Here is a 21,759-nt window from a genome sequence, read left to right on the forward strand (position 1 = left end):
CCCCGGTTTCGACCGGAACTGCAGAAAGGGTCGGAAGCGCATGCTTCCGACCCTTTTTCATAGATGAACGCCTGCCTGAATCCCGCCCGACGGAACCCCGACCGTTCCCGGCCGCTTGTCCTTCTCAAGCCAAGGGAGAGCGTCATGACCGACCCGAAGACCGAAAACGAGGAAAGCCGCGAAGCCGCCGCCATGGGCGAGAAGTCGGACCTGGGCCATACTCGGGACGCCCTGAACAAGGCGCTGGAAGGTACGGATTCGGGTTCGGACACGCGCGCCGGATCGCTGCGCGGCGGGTCCGCCTCCGGCTCGGACATTGATCCGGACCAGGACGTCATCAACGAGGCTCTCGCGCGAGAGGGAATAGCGGCGCGCGACGCCGCCTCACGCCCGGCCGGCGGACCGGAGCAGGCCCGCAAGTCGACCGGCCAGCCCGGCGACGACGTCGACGCCCCGACCGGTTGAACCGCCTTGCTGCCGCCGCATGGATAGGCCACGGTGTGATTTCAAGTGGCGGCATTAAGGATGTAGTCGGAATGAAGCGTTGCGTGGCGATCGGAGTCCTGGCGTTCAGCATGGGCCTGTCGGCGTGCGACGGCCCGGCCGCTCCCCAGGATGAAGCGCTGGCCGCGACGACCGAAAAGGTCGAGACCCCGGAAGCCGTCGCAAGCGCGCCCCGGCCCTACAACGCCCCTGTCGCCGACGCTGTCCCGGCCGAAGTCATAGCAGGCGCTCCGACGTTCGCCGCCCTATATCCAGGCGCCCAGGCCGACGGCGCGCCCGTCGCCGCCAGCGGCCCCAACGGGCCCGGCGGCCTGATCACCTTCAACACCGACGCCACGCCCGACTCCGTCGTGGCTTTCTATCGTCAACGCGCAGAGCAGGCGGGCCTAGCCTCCATCATGGCCATGAACCAGGGCGAGGCCCGCGCCTATGGAGCCGCCGCTCGCGACCGCGGCGCCAGCCTGCAGGTCGTGGCCGCCCCTGGCGAAGACGGACTGACCTCGGTGCAACTGTCCTGGAGCGCCGGCGCCTGATGCGGGCGAAGTCGCCGCGGTTCGGGTCGGCGGCCGCCCCAGCCCTGGCCTCGGCGGCCCTGCTGGCCGCCTGCGCGGGGACGCCCGCCGCGCTCCGCCCCGAAGCCGCCCGCCCCGCCGATCTGGCCGGCTATCTGGACGAGGCCACGCTGGTCCGCCTGGCGGACGCGGTTCCGCCGCCGCCAGCGCCCGGTTCCGCCGAGGATCAGGACGACAAGGCGCGCTCGGCCCGCTTCGCCGCCCTGGAAGACACCGACCGCTGGCTGCTGGCCACGGCCCACGCCGAGTTGCGGCCGCCGCTAGCGCTTCAGCATTTCGACTGCGCCCTGAACACCCGTCTGGACCCCGCCGCCGTTCCGCAACTGACCCGGCTGATGCAGCGGCTGTTCAATGACGCGGACAGCGCCGCCGAGCGCGTCAAGGCGCGCGCTCATCGCCCCCGCCCGGTCGGCGACGACCTTCAGCGAAACGCCTGCCAGCGCCTGACCGAGGCAGGGCGTCGCAGCCCCTCCTATCCCTCGGGCAGTTCGACCGTCGGCGCCGTCTATGGCGAAGCCTTCGCCGCCATAGATCCCCCCCATGCCGAAGCCGCCCGCCGCATGAGCGACGAGTTGGGCCGAAGCCGCCTGGTCTGCGGAATGCACTATCCGCGCGACGTGGCCGCCGGCGACGCCCTGGGTCGCGCGGTGTTCCGGGCCGCAGTCGCCCAGCCGGCCTTCCAGGCGGATCTGATCGCCGCCCGCGCCGAGTTGGCCGCCGTTCAGGCGACTGGCGCGCGCAACCCCGGCTGCCTCGCCGAAACCTGGGCGCTGGCGACGCCCCTGCCCTGATGACGGTTCTCGCGGCCCTGCTGCTGGGCTCCGTCGAAGCCTGGTCTCTGCCTGGCGCAAGGCCCTGCACTCCGTCGGAAATCGCCGCTCTGACGGGCGAAGCCGACGCGCCTTACATTCTGACCTGCCGCGCCGTACTGACGCCGAACCAGACGATCATTCGTCCTGTCCGTATCATCGGCGCCGAGGCCTCCGGCGCCGGCCTGGACTGCGCCGGAGGAAGCGTGGGACAGGCGGGCGTCACGGTTGCGGCCTCCGCCCCGACCCTGGCCGTCTGGTCGCGCCGCATCGATGCGGACACATGGAGCCGCCCGACCGACATCCGGATCAGGAACTGTCTGATTCACGGAGCCGTTCGAATCTGGGGCATGGGCGGCGACGGAAGCTATGATGATCTGCGCGCTTCGTCCCGCACGCCCGAGCACACGGCGCGCCTGCAGGCCGCAGCCCCCAGCCATGTGATGCTGGAGCGGGTGACGATCCGCGCATCCGGAACCATTCCGCTGTACGTTGGCCCCGGCGTCACCCGCCTGAGCCTGGTCCGCTCGACCTTGGACGGCCGCAGCGTCTCGACCGCGATCTATCTGGACGCCGAAAGTGCGGACAATCTGATCGAGAACAATCTGATCCGCACCGAGACGCCGCGCGAGAAAATCGCCGTCGACGGTTCTGCCCGCAACCGCATCGTCGGCAACCGCTTCGAGCTGGGCGGGCGTCCAGGCGTCTTGCTTTATCGCAACTGCGGCGAACGCGGCGTCATTCGTCATCAAACCCCCTCCTACAACACCATCACCGACAATATTTTCAGCGACGCCGGGCGCTTGCGGCCGCGCCTGGTGGTCGAGAATGCGCGTCGGGGACGCCGTTCCTACTGCAGCGCCGACCGCGGCTACCCCTGGGGCAGCAGCATCGATGATCATGACGGCGCGTCCAATAACATTGTTAGTCAGAATTTCAGAAAATGAGCGTAATTATTGCTGATCTTTCCGAATATACTTCAAAAATGGGTTATTTTTCCCACCATGTGCTATTATTGACGCAATTCTGACTTGCTTGAGGCAAGCCTCGCCGTAAGGTCGCCATGCAGACCACAGGGATCTGCAGTGCCACGAGCCGTCCGTTCAGCCCCGTCGTAAGGAGGCGAACGACGACTTGTTTTGTCCAGGAGAGGGTCTCTTTTGAGAAAGAGAATTGTGCGCGAGTCCTTGCTCGCTTCGACCATCATCGGGGGCGCCGCCCTCAGCTTCATGGCCGCCACGCCGGCATTCGCCCAAACGGCCGAAGAAGAAGTTTCCGAAGTCAGCGCCATCGTCGTCACCGGCTCGCGCATCCGCCAGCCGGGCTATGAGGCGTCCAGCCCCATCACGTCGCTGAGCTCCGAATCCATCGCCATGTCGCAGCCCGTCGCGGTTGAAGAACTGGTCAAGGATCTGCCGGCCGCCGTGCCGGCCGTCGGTTCGGCCACCAACAACGGCTCGGGCGGCGGCGCGACCATCAACCTGCGCGGCCTGGGGACCAATCGCACCCTGGTCCTGATCAACGGCCGTCGCGTGGTGCCGTTCAACCTGGAAGGCGTGGTCGACACCAACACCATCCCGCTGGCTCTGGTCGAGCGTGTCGACACCGTCACCGGCGGCGCCTCCGCCGTGTACGGCGCTGACGCCGTCGCAGGCGTGGTCAACTTCATCCTGAAGAACAATTTCGAAGGCGTCGAGGTCAACTCCTCCTACGGCTTCTCGGGCGAGGACGACGCGGTTCGTCGCAAGTTCGACGTCACAATCGGCGGCAACTTCGCCGACGATCGCGGCAACGCCGTCGTCAGCTTCGGCTACACCAAGACCGACCCGCTGTATCAGGTGCGTCGTCCCTGGGGCGAGGTCGCGCTGTCTTCGACGACCGGCAAGCCGCTGGGCTCGGGCACCTCGGTCCCCGGCCGCTTCGACCTGACCCCGGTCAGGGGCGGCGTCGCCCTGCCGTCGGGCGCTGAACTGGACCCCACCACGGGCGCCCTGATCGGCTCGGACCACCCGAACTACAACTCGGCCGGCTACAACTACAATCCGTACAACCTGTATCAGACGCCGCTGAGCCGCTACCAGATCAACGGTCTGGGCAGCTTCAAGATCAACTCGGCCGCCGAAGTCTACAGCCACCTGACCTACGTCCAGAGCGACGTCTCGCTGGACAACGCTTCGAGCGGCACCTTCGGCAACACCTACAAGGTGCCGATCGGCAACCCGTTCATCCCGGACGCCATGCGCCAGCAGTTCTGCGGCGCCCTGTTGATCGACCCGGCCAAATGCGTCTCCGGCGCGGCCGGCGACACCATGATGGACCTGACCATCAACCGCCGCTTCACCGAAATGGGCACCCGTCCGGTCGACATCGAGAACAAGACGGTTCAGCTGCTGGCCGGCGTTCGCGGCGACATCAACGCCGACTGGAACTACGACGCCTACATCTCGCACGGTGAAACCGAGCAGTTGCTGACACGCCGCAACTGGGGCTCGCTGTCCAAGCTGCGCAACGCCCTGAACACCGTCTCGGCGACCGAGTGCCTGGTTCCCGGTTCCTCGACCCCGGTCGCGGGCTGCGTGCCGATCAACGTCTTCGGTCCTGAAGGCACGATCACCCAGGAAATGATCGACTACATCAACCTGTCGTCGATGAGCAAAACCACGATCAAGCAGGACGTGGCCTCGGGCTCGATCTCGGGCATCCTGCCTGAACAGTTCAGCAGCCCCTGGAGCGATCGCCAGATCGCCGTCGCCTTCGGCGCGGAATGGCGCCGGTCCAGCGCCGAGACCCGCGGCGATGCGGCCTCGCAAGCCAACGGCGAAATCCTGGGCACCGGCGCGCCGGTTCCGGATCGCAACGGCCAGTTCGAACTGCGTGAAGCCTTCGCCGAACTGGCGGTGCCGCTGATCGAGAACATGCCGTTCATCCACAGCCTGAACCTGGAAGCCGGCTACCGCCAGACCGAGTTCAAGGCCGGCGGTTCGAAGACCAACTACGGCAGCTACAAGTTCGGCGGCGACTGGTCGCCCATCGAGGACGTCCGCATCCGCGCCATGTATCAGCGCGCCACCCGCGCTCCGAACATCGGCGAGCTGTTCAACCCGCAGGTCACCGGCCTGGGCAACATGGCGATCGATCCGTGCCAGTTGGACCTGATCAACAGCGCCGACGCCAACACCGCCGGCACGCTCAGCAACCTGTGCCGTCTGACCGGCGTGCCGGAAGGCGCGATCGGCTACGTGGCCAAGCCCAATTCGGGCCAGGTCAACCAGCAGACCGGCGGCAACCCGAACCTGGGTCCGGAAGAGGCTGACACCTGGACCATCGGCGCCGTCTGGCAACCGGCCTTCGTGCCGAGCCTGCGCCTGAGCCTCGACTACTATGACATCAAGATCGACAAGACGATCAACAGCCCCAGCCTGGCTGATGTCATGAACGGCTGCTACGACAAGGCTCTGAACCCAACGCTGGCGTTCAACGAGAGCTGTGCGGCCATCCAGCGCAGCGCCGCCAACGGCTCCCTGAACGGCGTCGACGCCAAGGGCGTCATCCGTCCGACGACCAACGCCGGCAACGAGCGCGTCTCGGGCTTCGACATCGCGGCCAACTACCGCGTCGAACTGTCCGACTTCGGCTGGGGCGACATCGGCCGCCTCGACCTGAGCGTCAACGGCAGCATCCTCACCAAGCACGAAACCCAGGCCACCCCGGTCTCCGTGCTGCGTGACTGCGTCGACTACTACTCGGTCTCGTGCGGCGAGCCCAAGGTCAAGCAACGCTGGAACAGCCGCGCGACCTGGACGCTGGGCGACTACTCGGCCTCGCTGAGCTGGCGTCACCTGTCCGGCGTCGAAGTCGAGCCGAGCAGCACCAAGTGGTTCCCGGACTACGCCCAGATCGACAGCTACGACTACTTCGACCTGAGCGGCCGCTGGGACATCACCCAGACGGTGCGTCTGACGGCGACGATCAACAACCTGTTCGACAAGGCGCCGCCGATCGTCGGCTCGCAGATCGGCACCACGTCGGCGAACAACGGGAACACCTTCCCGCAGACCTACGACGCGATCGGTCGCTACTTCACCTTCGGCGCCACGCTGAAGTTCTGATAGCGTTCAACGCATAAGAAGAGAGGCGGAAGACCCCGGTCTTCCGCCTCTTTTTGTTTGTGGATCATCCGGCTTCTAGGAGCCGGATCAGGCCGGGCGGCCCGCCGCCAGGGCGCCGTAGAGATCTGTACGGCGATCGCGGAAGAAGCCCCAGGCCGCGCGGTGCCGATCCAGGAAGTCCAGGTCGAAGGCGTGGACCAGCACGCCCTCCTCCCGATCCAGGCTCTCGACCAGGTCGCCGCGATGGTCGGCGATGAAGGAGTGGCCGTAGAAGGTCTGGCCCGCCGCCGTCACCTGCTCATGGCCGATGCGGTTGGCGCCGACGACCGGCACGACGTTGGACACGGCGTGCCCCTGCATGGCGCGGCGCCAGGGGGCGGCGGTGTCCAGGGTGTCGTCATGCGGCTCGGTGCCGATGGCGGTCGGGTACAGCAGCACCTCGGCGCCCTGCAGCATCATGGCCCGCGCCGTTTCCGGGTACCACTGGTCCCAGCAGATGCCGACGCCGACGCGGCCGAAGCGCGTGTCCCAGACCTTGAAGCCGGTGTCGCCGGGGCGGAAGTAGTACTTCTCCTGATAGCCGGGGCCGTCGGGGATGTGGCTCTTACGATAGACGCCCATCAGCTCGCCGTCGGCGTCGATCATCACCAGGCTGTTGAAGTAGTGCGGCCCCTCACGCTCGAAGATGGAGACGGGCAGGACGACGCCCAGTTCCTTGGCCACCGGCTGGAGCTGGGTGACGGCCGGATGCTCGCGCCACGGATAGGCGGCGCCGAACCACTTCTCTTCCTGCGAGACGCAGAAATACGGCCCCTGGAACAGCTCCGGCGCCAGGATGACCTGGGCGCCCTTGGCCGCGGCTTCGCGGATGAAGCCGATGGTCTTGTCGATGTTCGCCTGCATGTCCTCGCCGTACGAGGTCTGGATGGCGGCGACGGTGATCTCACGGGCCATTAGGCGGGCTCCTGCTGGCTGATGCAGTGGAACGAGCCGCCGCCCGACAGGATGGCGGTCGACGGCAGGGGGATGATCTCACGATCGGGGAAGACGGTCGCCAGGGCCTCGCAGGCCAGGCGCGCGGCCATGTCGTTCCCGTAGGTCGGCACGACGACGGCGCCGTCCGCGATCAGGAAGTTCATGTGGCTGGCCGGGACGGGACGCTCGTCCTCATCCAGGATCAGGCCGGGCGACGGGATGCGCAGCACCTTGATCGGCCGACCGGCGGCGTCGGTCATGGAGGCCAGGGCCTGGGCCGTCTCGTCATAAACCTCAGCGTTGGGATCCTTGGGGCCGAAGGCGATCGGACAGGCCGCCACGCCCGGCGCGACGAAGCGGGCCAGATTGTCGACATGGCCGTCGGTGTGATCGTTCAGCAGGCCGTCGCCCAGCCACAACACCTTCTTGGCGCCGAGAGCCTCCGCGAAGGCGGCCTCGGCCGTTTCCGCTGTCCAGCCGGTGTTGCGGTTGCGGTTCAGCACGCACTGGCGCGTGGTCAGCACCGTGCCTTCGCCGTCATGATCAACGGCGCCGCCTTCCAGGATGAAATCGTGACGGGTCAGGGCGACGCCCGTCTGTTCCCCGATCTGGTCGGCGACCTCGTCGTCGTGCGGCAGGTCGTACTTGCCGCCCCAGCCGTTGAAGACAAAGGCCTGAGCCGAGGCCGAGCCGGGGCCGAAGATCGGCCCGGTGTCGCGCAGCCAGATGTCGCCGAAGCGACCGGCCACGACCGTCACCCCCGCCACATCGGCGAAGCGCGCCTGCGCGTCGGCCAGGGCCTCGTCATTGCCGACCATCAGCTTGACCTGCTCGCGGCCCGGCCCGGCCAGGGCGCGCACCAGGGCCTCGACCTCGGCCTGGGCCGGTTCGAGGTTGTCCTCCCACAGATCGGCGTGGCTGGGCCAGCCGACCCACATCGCGCGATGCGGCGTCCACTCAGCAGGAACAGGCAGGGTTATGGGCGAAGTCATGGGGCGAAAACGTCCACATAAGAAGGATGAAGCACGAAGGGGGCGAGATAGGCCCTGACGGCTCCGGGTTCAATGGCGACGGCGCGTTCGCCCATTGGAGCCGCCAACGCCCTCAAGCAGCGCGGCCGCGCATCAGGGCCGCCTCAGAAAGAGAAAGGGCGGCCCGTCGCCGGACCGCCCTTCCCGTCTCACACTATCGTTCACTTAGAACTTGTAGCGAACGCCGAACTTCACCTGCCACACAGACTGATTGTTGAAGCTGCTGGCCGTCCAGTCACGGAAGCTGTCGTACTGGTAGAAGTTGCCCGCCCCAGCGACACAGCTCGAGATCTGGCAGTTACGCGCCGTGATCGCTCGCGAGAAGTAGGGGAAGCCCACCTGCTGCACCACACCCCACTCGTCGTTGAGCAGGTTGCCGATGTTCTCGATATCGACATAGCCTTCCAGCTTGGCGCCGCCCGGGAAGAAGGCCGGCAGCTCTTGCGAGATACGCAGGTCGAAGCGAGTCACGTCCGGCGACTTGAAGCCGTTCCGCGGCGTGATCTGACCGGCGTATTTGATCAGACCCGAACGCTGCAGGTACTCATTGAAGCCCGCGAAGTCGAAGTTGTTCGCGAAGGTCGCGATCGGATCGCTGGTCGCGGTGACCAGGCCGTTCGAGTCCACAGCCGGCACATACAGCAGTTGGCGGTTGCGGCGGCCGTACTCGTTGGCCTCGCCCACCAGGTTGGTGCTGTTGAAGGTGTGGCTGAAAGGCAGACCCGAGCGGCGCTCGCCGAACAGGTTGAAGCTGGTGCGATAGTCGCCGAAGAACTTGCGGCTATAGCTCAGGTTCAGCTTGGTCGAGTGCTTGATCTCATAGTTCGAGGTCGCCACGCCCGGGCTGTTCGGGTCAAAGACCGCAACCTGGCCGAAGTTCGACGCGGCCACCGAGGAGGTGCCGGGGTGGACTTCGGTCGCATCGACGTAGGTGTAGGACAGGTCGAAGCCCAGGCCTTCGGCCCAGCCTTCGTACCAGGCCTTGTTCACGCCGACGGTGAACTGATCCGTCTTGCCGCCCTTGAAGTTGGTCAGCATCAGAACGACCTGGCTGCCGTTCGGGCCCGAATAGGTCGGACGACCGTCGGGCGCCGTGCCGTTCTGGCGCTTGGCCATGTTCAGATCGACCCAGCCGATGGCGTTTTCGACTTCCGAGTGAACATACTCGGCGCGAACCGCCCAGCCGTCGCCCATGCTCCAACGGTTGAGGTCGAAGTCCTTGGTCAGGCCTAGCGACGTCTTCCAGATCGAAGGCGCCTGGAAGGTCGGGTCGATCACGTTGATCGCGCCCGTGCCCAGCTTGGCGCTCTCGGTCACGGCGTCCTTGGCCACTTGGTTCGGGTTCAAACCATCGACGTTGGTCAGCGCCGCCAGTTGCGCGGTCGAGCAGACCGGAACGCCGGTGTTGACGTTCTGGCTGGTGTAGCCGTTGGCGCGGCACTGGAACTGGCCGATCAGGTTGCCGGGGTTCGAGAAGTTGTTCGAAACCCAGACGTTCGGCGAACCGCCCGAGAACAGGCCGAAGCCGCCGTAAACGTTGAAGGTGTCGTCAACGCGGTAGTTGAAGCCGAAGCGCGGCTGCAGAAGGCTGATGCCGTCCAGATTGTGAGTGTTCGAGAAGCCGTACTTGTCCTCAAACGCCTTGTTGTACAGCGGCTCGTCCGACATCTCGTACCAGTCGAAGCGCAGGCCGGCGCGCAGCGTCAGGCGATCGTTCACATCCCATTCGTCCTGGGCGAACAGGGTGTTGGTCGTGTAGCCGAAGCTCGCGCCGCCATCGACCTTATTGTTGGTCCCGGCGTTCTGGTAGTTGATGTAGGAGGCGCGACGGTTCTGCAGGTCGGCCAGCGATGCGAACTCATACTCGCCGTTCGCGGCCTGCACGAAGACGTTGTAGATTTCGAGATCTTCACGCTCGTAACCCGCCGTCAGACGGTGGCCCGCGTTCTGATACTTGGCGACGAAGCGGTACTGGTTCAGATCGTTCGTCAGCGAGTTGGCGTGACGCGAACGCTCCGGCCCGAGCACCACCGAGCGGCGCTGCGTGGCGCCCACCGGGTCCAGGTAAACGCGGAAGGCCGCGAAGTCCGAACCGCCCAGGTTGCTGGTGATGTTCTCGGTTTCCTTGCGCGAGAACGACAGCTCGGTGGAGAAGTTGTCAGTCCAGTCCGAGAACAGCTGAGCCTTGTAGGCCGTGATGTTGCTCTGGAAATCATACCCTTGCGACAGCAGGCCGACGCTCGGCGTGGTGTTGCTGGTCGAGGTGCCGTTCAGGCTCAGACGCGAACCTTGGGTCTGCTGATAGGACGCAACCGCGCGGTGACGGTCGTTAATGTTCCAGTCCAGCTTGGCGAAGTACTTTTCGTCGAAGGTGGTCAGGTCGCTCGTCGACCAGTCCAGCGGATCGTAGCCATAGACCGACTTCACGGCGTTACGGACGGAATCGACGTCGGCTTGCGTAATGCCCGGCACTTCATTGGTGGCGCCCGACCCCGTCGGACCCGAAAGCACCGGCTCGGTCGCCTCGAACTTCTCGTAGTTCAGCAGGAAGAACAGGCGATCCTTGATGATCGGACCCGACAGGGTCGCGCCCCAGGTCTTCTCTTCGAACTCGCCGGTGACCGAACGATTGATCGTCTCGCCCGACGACATGTCTTCATACGAGAAGCTGTCGCCCTGCAGATCCTGGTTGGTGATCTCATAGAAGGCTTCACCGTGGAACTCGTTGCCGCCCGACTTGGTGACCGAGTTCACCACACCGCCCTGGAAAGCGCCGTACTGGACGTCATAGGGGGCGACGTCGACCTGAACCGCTTCCAGGACCGAGATCGAGATCGGCGAGTTCACGGTCGGATAGCCGTTGCCAGCCAAACCGAAGTCGTCGCCCTGACGGATGCCGTCGACCAGGAAGGCGTTGGTGCGGTTGTTCTGCCCGCCCAGGATCAGCGCGTCGCCGTTGGTCGGGTCGATCGACGCGAACGGCGAGGTGCGGACGAAGTCCTTGATGTCACGGCTGATCGTCGGAAGGGTTTCGAGCTCCTCGGCGCCGATACGGGTGCGCGGACCGGTGATCAGGCCGCCGCCGCGAACGCCGCGCACGACCACGTCGGCGACCGAGGTCGCGCCGTCCGAAGCCGAAACCGTCGCCGTCAGGTTCAGAGCCGTCGGCGAACCGATGCTGACCGAGGGAACCTGCCCCGAGACTTCGCCCTGCGCCGTCAGCGCCGTGACGACATAGGGGCCGCCGACGCGCAGGTTGCGCGCCGTATAGCCGCCGTCAGCGCCCGTCACCGTGGTGGTGCTGGTGCCCGAGGGGACGTGGGTGACGACGACCGTGGCGTTCGCCATCGGCGCGCCCGACGCATCCGTGATCACGCCGCGAATGCCGCCGGTCGTTTCTTGAGCGAAGGCGGCGCTGGACGTGGCCAGCAGGATGGCCGCTGCGGAAACCCCGTAGGCGAGGTTGCGGTTGAACATGTGTGCGATCCCCTTGCAGCGCCAGCCGGAACAGCGATCGGCGCATCTGGTCATTGATGGGGCGGCTTTAGGCCCGTCATCATACGTCAGGGCGACACTTAGATGACAGAAACGTGACAGCCCTCAGGGGTGGCCGTTACGCCACACCCCGAACGTCGTCATTCAGCCGTCGCCCCAAGGCGTCAGCCACACGTTCAGCGGTCGCGCCTAGCGCGCGCGGCTCGTGATAATTGCCATTGATCTGGGTCCGCCCGATCACATAGGCGCGGAACGCCGCAAACAAGGCGCGATCCGCCGGCTCAGGAGCTCCCCAGAAGGCGTCCAGACTCTTCTGATCCGTCAGCCCCTCGAAGTCAAAGAAGGCCTGGCCCAGCACCTTGACCGGCGTGCCGAAACCCAACGCCGACAGAGCGGCGCTCGAGTTGTTGACCACCATGCCCTTCGACGCCCGGCACAATTGCGCTAGATTGCCGCCGTCAATGAAGTCAACGCGCCCCGACAAACCGTATTTGGCGGCAAGTTCGCCTGTCGCGCGGTTCAGATTGATGACGCCGGCGTCCAGAGGGTGGTTCTTGACCAGCAAGCGCGCTTCAGAGGGCGCCGACCGAGCGAAACTATCCATCACCCGATCAAGGAAGGACAGGTTGTCGTGAATATCGGAATAACGCAGCAACTGGGCGTCGCCGTCGCGCTGAAGACACGCAATGAAGAAGGAGCCCTTGAGGCTCAGACGTTCCGCCGCCCGGTCGCCGGACAAACTGAAGGTCAAGCTCAGATAGCGACGGACATGGCCGAGGCACTGCTGCAACGGCGAGATCGTATAGTGATGCCGATGACGAGGGAACGACAGCCGCCCAAACGGCTGAACCGCGTGATAGCGGCTGATGTTGATGACATGGTGCGGCAAGATTTTGCCAACCGGATGCGACACAGGGATTTCAGGGGGCGGAGGCGGATAGCCTGCAGCGGAGCGCGGCAGGCCGCTTGAGCCGTTGACCCCGTTTCTTTCCAGCGTGATCCAGTCCGGTCGGAAGTAGCCGTTTTCAAGAACCCAGACGCGCGCGGGCAAATGTTGCGCCTGACTCAGCACGCCTTGGTTGTAGGGACCGCCTTCGCCGAAAACGAGGATGTCCGTGAACTCTGCAGCCAGCCGCGAGACATGAACTGCCCACGAGTCGGCTGATTCACGATAGGCGACGCCGCCCGCTCGCCGCCAGTCCGCGACGTCGCCTGCGTTGAACAGCATACGCCGAACCTCGCCGCCCCGCGCCTCGATCGCGCCCGCCAATCGACGCCCGAAGGGACCGAACGGGGCAGACACAATCAGGAAGCGGCGCCCCGTCAAGCTGACGACGCCGACATCTGAGACCGGGAAATCTGGATCAAAGGGCGCGAGCAAACGCTGATATCTTTCTGAAAGGCAAGCTCTCTTAGAGGCTCAACCTCAGTTTCACCAATAGAAAAAGCACTGCACGCTCAGTTGTCAAACACAACCGCCGAACCCAGGAAACTGAGCTCGGCGGAAGGTTTGACCGGTACTTCTCAGGTCGCGGGGGCTGGAATGAACCAGCCCCGTTGAGCCTTAGAAGTTGATGTCGACGGTGGCGCGGCGGTTCAGCGGCTCACGCACGCCGTCGCCGGTGGCCTTGGCCGGCTGGGTCTCGCCCTTGCCGTCCAGGGAGATCACGCCGCCGTTGACGCCTTGAGCGACCAGGGCGTCAGCCACGGTGCGCGCACGGCGGTTCGACAGGCCCTGGTTGTAGGCCGCGTTGCCCGAGGTGTCGGTGTGGCCGACGACCAGCACGCGGGTCGGAGCGCCCGACTTGGCGTAGTTGGCGGCTTGCGTCACCACCGAGCGGGCTTCCGCCGTCAGGTCCGAACGGTCGAAGTCGAAGTAGACCACGAACTGACGCGCAGCCGGCTTGGCCGGAGGCGGCGGAGGCGGCGGCGGGGGCGGCGGGGGAGGCGGCGGCGGGGGCGGCGGCGGCGGGGGCGGCGGCGGCGGAGCGGCCGGCTCGGCGCCGAACGCATAGCGCAGGCCCAGCGTCACGGTGTGCGACTGGTCGTAGTCGCCCGACATCGAACCGAACGGAATGGCGCCCGTACCCGAGGTGCGGGTTTCGAACTCAGCGTCGCCCGTCAGGTAACGATAGGTCAGGTCGACGTTGGCGCGGTCCGAAATCGACCAGGCCAGGCCGGCCAGAGCCTGAGCGGCGAACTTGGTCGAGGTGTCGTCAGCCGCGAAGGCCACGCCCGGCGTCTGGCGCAGGCGGCCGACAGTGTCGACGTTGACGCGGTTCACACCGACGCCCAGGCCGACGAACGGACGGATGGTCCATTCCGGCGAACCGAAGTCGTACAGCACGTTGGCCATCAGCGTCGTCGACGTGATGTCGCCTTCCGGCGAGTGGCACGGGCCGGTGGCCGGCGTCAGGTTGCACAGGCCTTGCGGGCCCGAGACGGCGCGCACCTTGCCGATGTCGCCCGAGCGGTAGCCGCCCTCGAGTTCAACACGCCAGTTCGGGTTGAAGCGGTAGCCCAGACGAGCAAAAGCCGCCCAGCCGTCGTTCACTTCCCAGTTCCAGTTGTGACCGGTCGCCGAGGCTTCCGTGTTGATGTCGTCGATGATGTGGTAGCCGGCGTCGATCGCGCCGTACCAGCCATCAGGCTCAGCCGAAGCAGCGCCGGCTGCGAACAGCCCCGCCGCGGCGACACTGGCCAGAAGTTTCAGCTTCATGGTGTCCTCACACTCATAGTTGATCCGATGCCGACACATTCATACCGCATCGGCGCTCGAAATCCGAACGACGTTGCAGTGCAGCGGTTCCCTCGCCTAGCGTTGAATGTGGCGACTGTGGCGCCGTTTCAACATAAGAGTCAGTCGCCGTCGCAAGCCGGACAATAAGGCTTCACTGTAGCGGCGAGCATGAATGGGGAATGAACCGAACATGAGCATGCGCTTCGACGGACAGGTGGCGATCGTGACCGGGGCGGGCGGCGGGCTGGGGCGCCAGCACGCCCTGGCCCTGGCGCGACGCGGGGCCAGGGTGGTGGTCAACGACCTAGGCGGCGCCCGTGACGGCAGCGGCGGCTCCGCCAGCGCCGCCGAGGCCGTGATCGGGCAGATCCGGGCGTTTGGCGGCGAGGCCGTCGCCAACGGCGCCTCCGTCACGGACGCGGCGGCGGTCCAGGCCATGGTCGCCGAAACCATGGCCGCCTGGGGCCGGATCGACATTCTGGTGAACAACGCCGGCATCCTGCGCGACAAGAGCTTCGCCAAGATGGAGCTGGAGGATTTTCGTCTCGTCGTGGACGTCCACCTGATGGGGGCGGTGAACTGCACCAAGGCTGTCTGGGACGTCATGCGTGCGCAGAATTACGGCCGGATCGTCATGACGACGTCGTCTTCCGGCCTTTTCGGCAATTTCGGCCAGTCGAATTACGGCGCGGCGAAAATGGCGCTGGTGGGGCTGATGCAGACCCTGTCGATCGAAGGCGCCAAGAACGACATTCGCGTCAACTGCCTGGCCCCGACCGCACACACCCGCATGACCGAAGACCTGCAGGGACTGCCGCTGGAGGCCCTGGCGCCCGAACTGGTCACGCCGGGCCTGCTGCACCTGGTCAGCCGCGACGCCCCGACCCGCGCCATCCTGGCCGCCGGCGCCGGCGGGTTCGAGCGCGCCTATGTCACCCTGACCCAGGGCGACTTCATCATCGGCGAGGACGCAGCCGAACAGGTCGCCACCCGGTTCGACGCCATTTCGGACCGGATGACCGAGATCGTACCGGAGATGGGCGCCGCCCAGGGCATGATCGAGTTGAACAAGGCCATGCGCGCCCATGAGGGCTGAAATGCCCTAGGACGGGCCTGCCATCGACAGCGGCGCGGCCATCAACGCTTTCACGTAACGGTCGCGCCAATGGGCGACGTCGGTGTCGCGCACCACCTGCATCAGCGCCTTCCACTTTCGGATACGCTCTTCCAGAGGCATGGTCAGAGCCTTGCGGATGGCGTCCGACAGTTCCTCCCGGCTGAACGGATTGACCAACAGGGCCTCGCCCATCTGCTCGGCCGCCCCAGCGAAGCGCGACAGGATCAGCACGCCGGGATCCTTGGGATCCTGGGCCGCGACGTATTCCTTGGCCACCAGGTTCATGCCGTCGCGCAGCGGCGTCACCAGCCCCGCCCGAGCGGCGCGATAAATGCCCGCCAACTGATCCCGTCGATAGGTGCGGTTCAGATAGCGGATCGGCTGCCAATCCATGTCGGCATAAGCGCCGTTGACGCGCCCGGCCAGAGCCTCCAGCCGCCCCCGCATGTCCTGGTAGGTGTCGACGTCATCGCGGGAGATCGGCGTCACCTGCAACAGGAAGACGTCGCCGCGCATGGCGGGATTGTCCTCCAGGAACTGCTCATAGCCGAGCAGCCTCTGCTCCAATCCCTTCGAGTAGTCGAGCCGATCCACGCCCACGATCATGGCGCGGAAGGCGGCCGAGGCCGACATGCGGTCATAGGTCTTCTGACCCAGCAAGGAATCGCGAGCCGCCAGAAAGCCGTCCACGTCAATGCCGATAGGAAAGACCCCGACCTGAACGCTGCGGCCGAAGGCGTGAACACGGCCTTCCTCCCCGATCCGCCCCTTGGCTTCGACCTCTACATAGCGCTGGAACAATTCCATCCACTCGCGGGTCTGAAAGCCCAGCAGATCAAAATGGAACATCGATTCCACCAGCCGCCGGTGATGCGGCAGCGTCACCAGCAACTGCCGCGCCGGCCAGGGCGTGTGCAGGAAGAAGCCGATGCGGTTCTTCACCCCCAGGCGGCGCAGATCCCGCGCCATGGGGATCATGTGATAGTCGTGGATCCAGAGGACGTCGTCGGGCTGGAGCAACGGCTGCAACACTTCGGCGAAGCGGCGGTTGGTGCGCTCATATCCTTCGCCATAGGACCGTTCATAAGCCGTCAGGTCGACGCGGTGATGGAACAGCGGCCACAGCGTCTTGTTGGCGTAGCCGTTGTAATATTCATCGACGTCCTGCGGCTCCAGATCAACGGTGGCGACGGTGACGCCTGCGCGGTCCTCAATGTTCAGCTCGCCGGTGAAATGCTCGACCGTCTCGCCGGACCAGCCGAACCACAGGCCGTCGTATTTCCGCAGGGCCGCCGACAGCGCCATGGCCAAGCCGCCGGCCGACCCCGCCGCCGGATCCTTGGGCGCCGAAACGCGGTTGGAGACGACAATCAACCGGCTCATCGCGCGTCCGTCCACGACCGACTGAGCAGAACCGCGCAGTTGATGATGCCCACCAGCGAATAGGTCTGCGGGTAGTTGCCCCACAGTTCGCCGTCCTGGATCGAGATGTCCTCGCTGAGCAGGCCCGCATGGGTGCGTCGGCTCAGCATCTCATCGAAGATCACCCGCGCCTCTTCGGTGCGGCCGTTCAGGTGCAGGGCCTCGATGTACCAGAAGGTGCAGAAGTTGAAGGCCGTCTCCGGCTCGCCGAAGTCATCGGGATGGATATAGCGGAACAGATAGGGGCCGCGCTTCAGGTCTCGCTCGACCGCCTCGAAGGTCTTCACCTGGCGCGGGTCGCGGGCGTCGAGGAAACCCAGGTCGGTCATCTGCAGCAAGGAAGCGTCCAGCTCGGTCCCGCCGAAGCTGGCGGCGAAGCGGCCCTCGTCCGGCAGATAGGCCTCTGCCTCGATACGCTCGCGGATAATGCGGGCGCGCTCGCGCCAGAACTCGCGCCGATCGTCCAGCCCCAGATGATGCGCCGCCTTGGCCAGACGATCGCAGGCCGCCCAGCACATGACCGAGGAATAAGTGTGCACCCGCGCGATGGTGCGAAACTCCCAAAGGCCGGCGTCGACCTGATCGTGCAGGGCGAAGGCGCGGTCGCCGACGGTCTCCAGGGCGCGGAAGTCCTCGATCGTGCCGGGCCGCAGCAGGCGCTGATCGAAGAAGGCCTGAACCAGAGGCAGGACGATCTGACCGTAAACGTCGTGCTGAAGATGCTCGTGCGCCTGATTGCCGACGCGCACCGGCTTCATGCCGCGATAGCCCTCGACCGTATCGACGACGCGCTCGACGATGGCGGGCTCCAGCCCTACGCCATAGACCGGCTGGACATGGCCGCCCGCCGCGTCATCGACCAGATTGCGCAGATAGCCGAGATAGCTCTCGAGGATGTCCACCGCGCCCAGCCGATTCAGCGCCCGCACCGTATAATAGGCGTCGCGGATCCAGCAGTAGCGATAGTCCCAGTTGCGCCCGCTCTCAGGGAACTCCGGCACGGAGGTCGTCATGGCGGCGACGATGGCGCCCGTCTCTTCATAGACGCACAGCTTCAGGGTGATGGCGGCGCGGATTACCGCCTCCTGCCAGTCCAGCGGCAGATAGAGGGTGCGGGTCCAGTGCTTCCAGTGGACGATCGTCTGGTCCAGCGCCGCATTGACGCCCGCCAGCACCGACTGGTCATAGCCTTCGTCCGGGCCGAGGAAGAAGGCCATCTCCTCTTCCAGCCGGAAGGTGCGTTCATCCAGCACATGACTGACCGGGCAGTTGGTGGTCAGGCGCAGGGTCACGTCGCTGCACAGATAGCGGATGTGGTTGGAGCCCGAGGTGCGCTCCGCCGCCCGCGCGCCCCAATCGGCCGACGGGCGCAGGCGCATGGTGACGCGCGGCGCGCCCGACAGGGGCCGCACCACGCGCCCGAAGGCGATCGGCCTATAGATGCGCGAGTGCTTCAGATGACGCGGGCAGAAGTCGATGATCTCGACCGCCGCTCCGTCTCCAGCCGTCAGCACGGTGCGCAGGACGGCCGTGTTGCGGACATAGGCCTGCTCGACCGCGACCTGCCCCTCAAGCTCCACCGCCCAGAAGCCGTGTTCCGGCGAGGCCCCGTCCATTAGGGCCGAAAAGACGGGATCGCCGTCGATGCGCGGAGCGCAGGCCCAGACGAACCGCCCCTGCCGATCGACTAGAGCGCTGACCGAACAATTGCCGATGGGAGCCAGATCCAGGTTGGGCGTCATGCGCGCGCCTCCTTCTCCTCTGCGGCCGCCGCGGCCAGAGCGCCGAGCCAGTCGAGCACCGCCTCCACGTTTTCGAGCCGATAGCGCGCCGCCGTCGGCCGCTCAGGCCCGACCAGGACGCCGAAGCCCCCCAGCGCTTCCGCCGCCCGGAAACCCGCCTCGTCGGTCAGGTCGTCGCCGACCATGACAGGCGTGGCGCCGGCGAAGGGCGCCTCGGCCATGAAAGCCGCCACGGCCGTGCCCTTGTCGGCGCCGGGCGTCTTGAGCTCCAGCACCATCGACCCCGGCTGAAGCGCCAGGCCGGTTTCGTCCGCCAGGGCGGTCGCCAAGGCCAGGGCCGCGTCGGCCTGACTCGGCGCCTGGCGGAAATGCAGCCCCGCCGACAGACCCTTGTCCTCGACCAGGACGCCGGGCCGCGCCTCGGCGAAGTCGTGGAAGGCGGCCAGCGCCGCCTTCACCGAAGGCGCAGGGTCGCGGGCGCTCAGCACGCCGTCTGCGCGGCGACGCTGCAAACCATGCACGCCCGAGGCTGCGCGCGCCGCCCCGTCGACGATACGGTCGATCTCGGCCAGGGTGCGGCCGCTGACCACCGCGACCCGACCGCTCAGGGCATGGGTCAGTCGCTCAACGGTGCGGGTGCGGCGCGGCTCCGGCCCTACGGCGTCCGGCGTCGGCGCCAGCGGAGCCAGAACCCCGTCCAGATCAAGGAAAAGCGCCGCTCCGTTCAGACGGATCGGGGGCGCAGGCAGTGCGGGGCGCGCAAACCCCTGTGCAAAAGACATGCGTTTCAAGGTGCTTTCTGTGCGTGGAACATATGGCAACGCATGACGACCATAATGGTTGTCGCTATTCATCGTTCATTCACCCGCTGCGACGCCATTGTGCCGAACTCTCGAATGAGGCATTTGCCACTGCGCTACGAAGAGCCGCAGAAGCGGCCCCGGCGCCTGGAGCCGTCATGACTGCTTTTTCCGTTCCTTCCTCTCCTGAACAACTCGCGGCCATGTCTGATCGAGCGCGCGAAGTCGTGCGTCTGAACATAGAAGCTCTGGAGGCGTTGGAACGTTCGCTGGATTCCTCGATCGCGCGGGCGGCCGACATCATCCTGTCGCGGCCCGGCTATGTCGTGGTGACGGGCATGGGCAAGTCGGGCCACATCGGCGGCAAGATCGCCGCCACCCTGGCCTCGACCGGAACCAACTCCTTCTTCGTCCACCCGGCCGAGATGAGTCACGGCGACCTGGGGATGCTGCGCCCCGACACCACCCTGTTGGCGTTGTCCAACTCAGGCGAAAGCCGCGAACTGCGCGACCCGCTGATCTTCTGCGCGCGCAACGACATTCCGGTGATCGGCGTCACCCAGCGTCCGCAGAGCTTCCTGGGCCGTCACTCCGCCGTCTGCCTGACCATGCCCAAGGTGGCCGAGGCCTGCCCCAACGGCCTGGCGCCGACGACCTCGACGCTGATGTCCCTGGCCATGGGCGACGCCCTGGCCATGGTGCTGATGGACCGACGCGGCTTCACGCGGGAGGATTTCGGCCTGCACCACCCCGGCGGCGCCCTGGGCATGAGCCTGCAGACCGTGCGTGAATGGATGGGCGACAACGCCGCCGCCCCGGCCAGCGTGCCGCTGGACGCCGGCTTCGGCGCCGTCGTCTCGGCGATCACGGAAGGCCGCAAGGGCGCGGTCGCCGTACTGGCCGCCGACGGCGCCCTGGCCGGCATCATCACCGACGGCGACGTGCGCCGCGCCTTCGCCAACGACATCTCGGCCCTGCACGCCGAGGACATCATGAGCCGCAGTCCCATCACCGTCGATCCCGAGGCGCGCATGAGCGACGTCGTTGATCTGTTGACGGCCAACAAGATCAGCAATCTGTTCGTGCTCGAGGATCGTCGCCCGGTCGCCATCATCCACATCGCCGAGCTGATGCAGGCGGGCTACGTCTCCTGATGGTCGAGGATGTCCTCTTCGACGCCAGCCGGTTGCTCAGCCGAGCTGAGCGCAGCGCGCCGACCGGCGTGGATCGAGTCTGCCTGGCCTATGCCGAATGGCTGATCGAACATCCGACCTATCGGATGACGCCCGTACGGGCGCGCAGAGACCAACTGGCGCGCGTGGACAATGACTGGTTCCGCCAGCGGCTCGCTGAACTGCGGACACGCTGGACAGGCCCCGGCGTAGTGACCGAACTCGGCCCCGAAGCCCGCAAGCTGTTCGACGCCCTGCGCTCGCCGGACGACAGCGTCTCGATCATAGGGCGCGCCCCCGAAGAACAGGCCCCGCCCAAGACCAAGCCGAAGCGGATCTGGAAGCAGTACTTCAGGTCGCGTCGCATCGCCGCCCCCCCGTCAGCGCGCGCCTACATCAATGTCGGACATACGAGTCTGAACACGCCGGACATCCTTACCGCCCTGGCTGGTGGAGGCATTGAGCGGATCATCATGGTTCATGATCTGATCCCCGTGACCCACCCGGAGTTCTGCCGTCCCGGCGACGGGCTGAAACATGAGCGACGAATGACCAACGTGTTGCGTCACGCCTCGCGGATCATCGTCAATTCCCACTACACGGCCGACGAGCTGAAAAGCTTCGCCGACCAGTCGAACATCGCCGCCCCGCCAATCGACGTCGCGCACCTGGGGCTGGAGCGCACCTTCGACAGCCGCACCACGATTGCGCCGGCACGCCCCTACTTCCTTCACGTCGGCACGATCGAGGCGCGAAAGAACCTGGCCTTCCTGCTGACCGTCTGGCGGCGACTGCAAGAGACCATGGGCGCCGACACTCCCCGTCTGGTCCTGGTCGGCCGTTACGGCTGGGAAAACGAGGCCGTGCTGGATCACCTGCAACGCTCGCCCAATCTGCGCGGCCTCGTGCATCAGGCCGAAAACCTGCCCGACTGCGCCCTTTCGGCTCTGATGCGAGGCGCGCGGGCCATGGTCGCGCCGTCATCGGTCGAAGGCTTCGACCTGCCCGCCGTTGAGGCCAGCGCCATGGGCGTGCCGCTCATCGCCTCCGACATCGCCGCTCACCGCGAACTGGTGCCGCACGCCCGTCTCATCGATCCGCTGGACGGCCTGGGATGGCTGGCCGCGCTTGAGGACTGGACGCGCAACCCGCCCGTCGCGCCGCCCTATTCCGCGCCCAACTGGGACCAGCATTTCGATGTCGTCCAGAAACGGGTGCTGTCTGCCTCTGGCGGTGCAGCCGCCTCAAGGGTAAGCATTTGATGGAACTGA

At 66.0% G+C, this 21,759-nt stretch carries 16 protein-coding genes; 8 read left to right on the forward strand and 8 right to left on the reverse strand.

Going from position 1 to position 21,759, the window contains the following annotated elements; translation table 11 throughout:
- Positions 1 to 144: 144 nt before the first annotated feature.
- The 5 genes from ABC419_RS16135 (at position 145) to ABC419_RS16155 (ending at position 5,994) form a co-directional block, all read left to right on the forward strand.
- On the forward strand, positions 145 to 465 hold the full coding sequence (locus ABC419_RS16135) for a ribonuclease (protein WP_125902032.1): 321 nt from the start codon (positions 145 to 147) through the stop codon (positions 463 to 465).
- Positions 466 to 548: 83 nt separating this feature from the next.
- Positions 549 to 1,037 carry a hypothetical protein gene (locus ABC419_RS16140; protein ID WP_325136485.1) on the forward strand — a complete coding sequence of 163 codons (489 nt, stop codon included), beginning with the start codon at positions 549 to 551 and terminating at the stop codon, positions 1,035 to 1,037.
- A complete protein-coding gene (locus ABC419_RS16145; protein ID WP_412876784.1) occupies positions 1,037 to 1,867 on the forward strand; it encodes a phosphatase PAP2 family protein in 831 nt (276 codons plus the stop codon). The genes ABC419_RS16140 and ABC419_RS16145 overlap by 1 nt, the downstream gene beginning before the upstream one ends.
- Positions 1,867 to 2,832: a right-handed parallel beta-helix repeat-containing protein gene (locus ABC419_RS16150; protein WP_412876783.1), complete on the forward strand. Its 966-nt coding sequence runs from the start codon at positions 1,867 to 1,869 to the stop codon at positions 2,830 to 2,832. The genes ABC419_RS16145 and ABC419_RS16150 overlap by 1 nt, the downstream gene beginning before the upstream one ends.
- 228 nt (positions 2,833 to 3,060) lie before the next feature.
- Positions 3,061 to 5,994: a TonB-dependent receptor domain-containing protein gene (locus ABC419_RS16155; RefSeq protein WP_368925317.1), complete on the forward strand. Its 2,934-nt coding sequence runs from the start codon at positions 3,061 to 3,063 to the stop codon at positions 5,992 to 5,994.
- 87 nt (positions 5,995 to 6,081) lie between these two features.
- Here ABC419_RS16155 and aguB read toward each other — a convergent pair whose 3' ends face one another.
- The 5 genes from aguB to ABC419_RS16180 all read right to left on the reverse strand — a co-directional run bounded on the left by aguB (position 6,082) and on the right by ABC419_RS16180 (position 14,214).
- Positions 6,082 to 6,948 carry an N-carbamoylputrescine amidase gene (gene aguB, locus ABC419_RS16160; protein ID WP_200216539.1) on the reverse strand — a complete coding sequence of 289 codons (867 nt, stop codon included), beginning with the start codon at positions 6,946 to 6,948 and terminating at the stop codon, positions 6,082 to 6,084.
- Entirely contained in the window at positions 6,948 to 7,907 is a 960-nt protein-coding gene (locus ABC419_RS16165) for an agmatine deiminase family protein (RefSeq protein ID WP_412877994.1), read from the reverse strand. The genes aguB and ABC419_RS16165 overlap by 1 nt, the downstream gene beginning before the upstream one ends.
- 258 nt (positions 7,908 to 8,165) lie before the next feature.
- Complete coding sequence (locus ABC419_RS16170; RefSeq protein WP_412876782.1) at positions 8,166 to 11,477, reverse strand: TonB-dependent receptor; 3,312 nt, start codon at positions 11,475 to 11,477, stop codon at positions 8,166 to 8,168.
- Between the two features lie 136 nt (positions 11,478 to 11,613).
- A complete protein-coding gene (locus ABC419_RS16175) occupies positions 11,614 to 12,876 on the reverse strand; it encodes a capsular polysaccharide export protein, LipB/KpsS family (protein WP_368925318.1) in 1,263 nt (420 codons plus the stop codon).
- 183 nt (positions 12,877 to 13,059) lie between these two features.
- Positions 13,060 to 14,214 carry an OmpA family protein gene (locus tag ABC419_RS16180; protein WP_368925287.1) on the reverse strand — a complete coding sequence of 385 codons (1,155 nt, stop codon included), beginning with the start codon at positions 14,212 to 14,214 and terminating at the stop codon, positions 13,060 to 13,062.
- A 211-nt stretch (positions 14,215 to 14,425) separates the two neighbouring features.
- Between ABC419_RS16180 and ABC419_RS16185 the strand changes: the two genes are divergently transcribed.
- A complete protein-coding gene (locus tag ABC419_RS16185) occupies positions 14,426 to 15,331 on the forward strand; it encodes an SDR family NAD(P)-dependent oxidoreductase (protein ID WP_412876781.1) in 906 nt (301 codons plus the stop codon).
- Between the two features lie 6 nt (positions 15,332 to 15,337).
- Here ABC419_RS16185 and ABC419_RS16190 read toward each other — a convergent pair whose 3' ends face one another.
- From ABC419_RS16190 to otsB, 3 genes are read right to left on the reverse strand one after another with little or no spacing between them, the layout of a single operon-like run.
- Positions 15,338 to 16,735, reverse strand: a complete 1,398-nt coding sequence (locus ABC419_RS16190; RefSeq protein ID WP_368925284.1) for an alpha,alpha-trehalose-phosphate synthase (UDP-forming) — start codon at positions 16,733 to 16,735, stop codon at positions 15,338 to 15,340.
- On the reverse strand, positions 16,732 to 18,516 hold the full coding sequence (locus ABC419_RS16195; RefSeq protein WP_412876780.1) for a glycoside hydrolase family 15 protein: 1,785 nt from the start codon (positions 18,514 to 18,516) through the stop codon (positions 16,732 to 16,734). Before ABC419_RS16195 ends, ABC419_RS16190 begins: the two co-directional genes overlap by 4 nt.
- On the reverse strand, positions 18,513 to 19,298 hold the full coding sequence (gene otsB / locus ABC419_RS16200; protein WP_412877993.1) for a trehalose-phosphatase: 786 nt from the start codon (positions 19,296 to 19,298) through the stop codon (positions 18,513 to 18,515). Before otsB ends, ABC419_RS16195 begins: the two co-directional genes overlap by 4 nt.
- Positions 19,299 to 19,519: 221 nt before the next feature.
- On the opposite strand from otsB, the gene ABC419_RS16205 reads away from it, so the two are divergent.
- Both ABC419_RS16205 and ABC419_RS16210 read left to right on the forward strand, forming a co-directional pair.
- Complete coding sequence (locus tag ABC419_RS16205) at positions 19,520 to 20,470, forward strand: KpsF/GutQ family sugar-phosphate isomerase (RefSeq protein WP_234288020.1); 951 nt, start codon at positions 19,520 to 19,522, stop codon at positions 20,468 to 20,470.
- Positions 20,470 to 21,750 (forward strand): glycosyltransferase family 4 protein, encoded by a 1,281-nt coding sequence (locus tag ABC419_RS16210; RefSeq protein ID WP_412876779.1) that lies wholly within the window; start codon positions 20,470 to 20,472, stop codon positions 21,748 to 21,750. Before ABC419_RS16205 ends, ABC419_RS16210 begins: the two co-directional genes overlap by 1 nt.
- Positions 21,751 to 21,759 lie beyond the last annotated feature (9 nt).

It is taken from the genome of Brevundimonas phoenicis (assembly GCF_047237745.1).
Lineage (GTDB): Bacteria > Pseudomonadota > Alphaproteobacteria > Caulobacterales > Caulobacteraceae > Brevundimonas.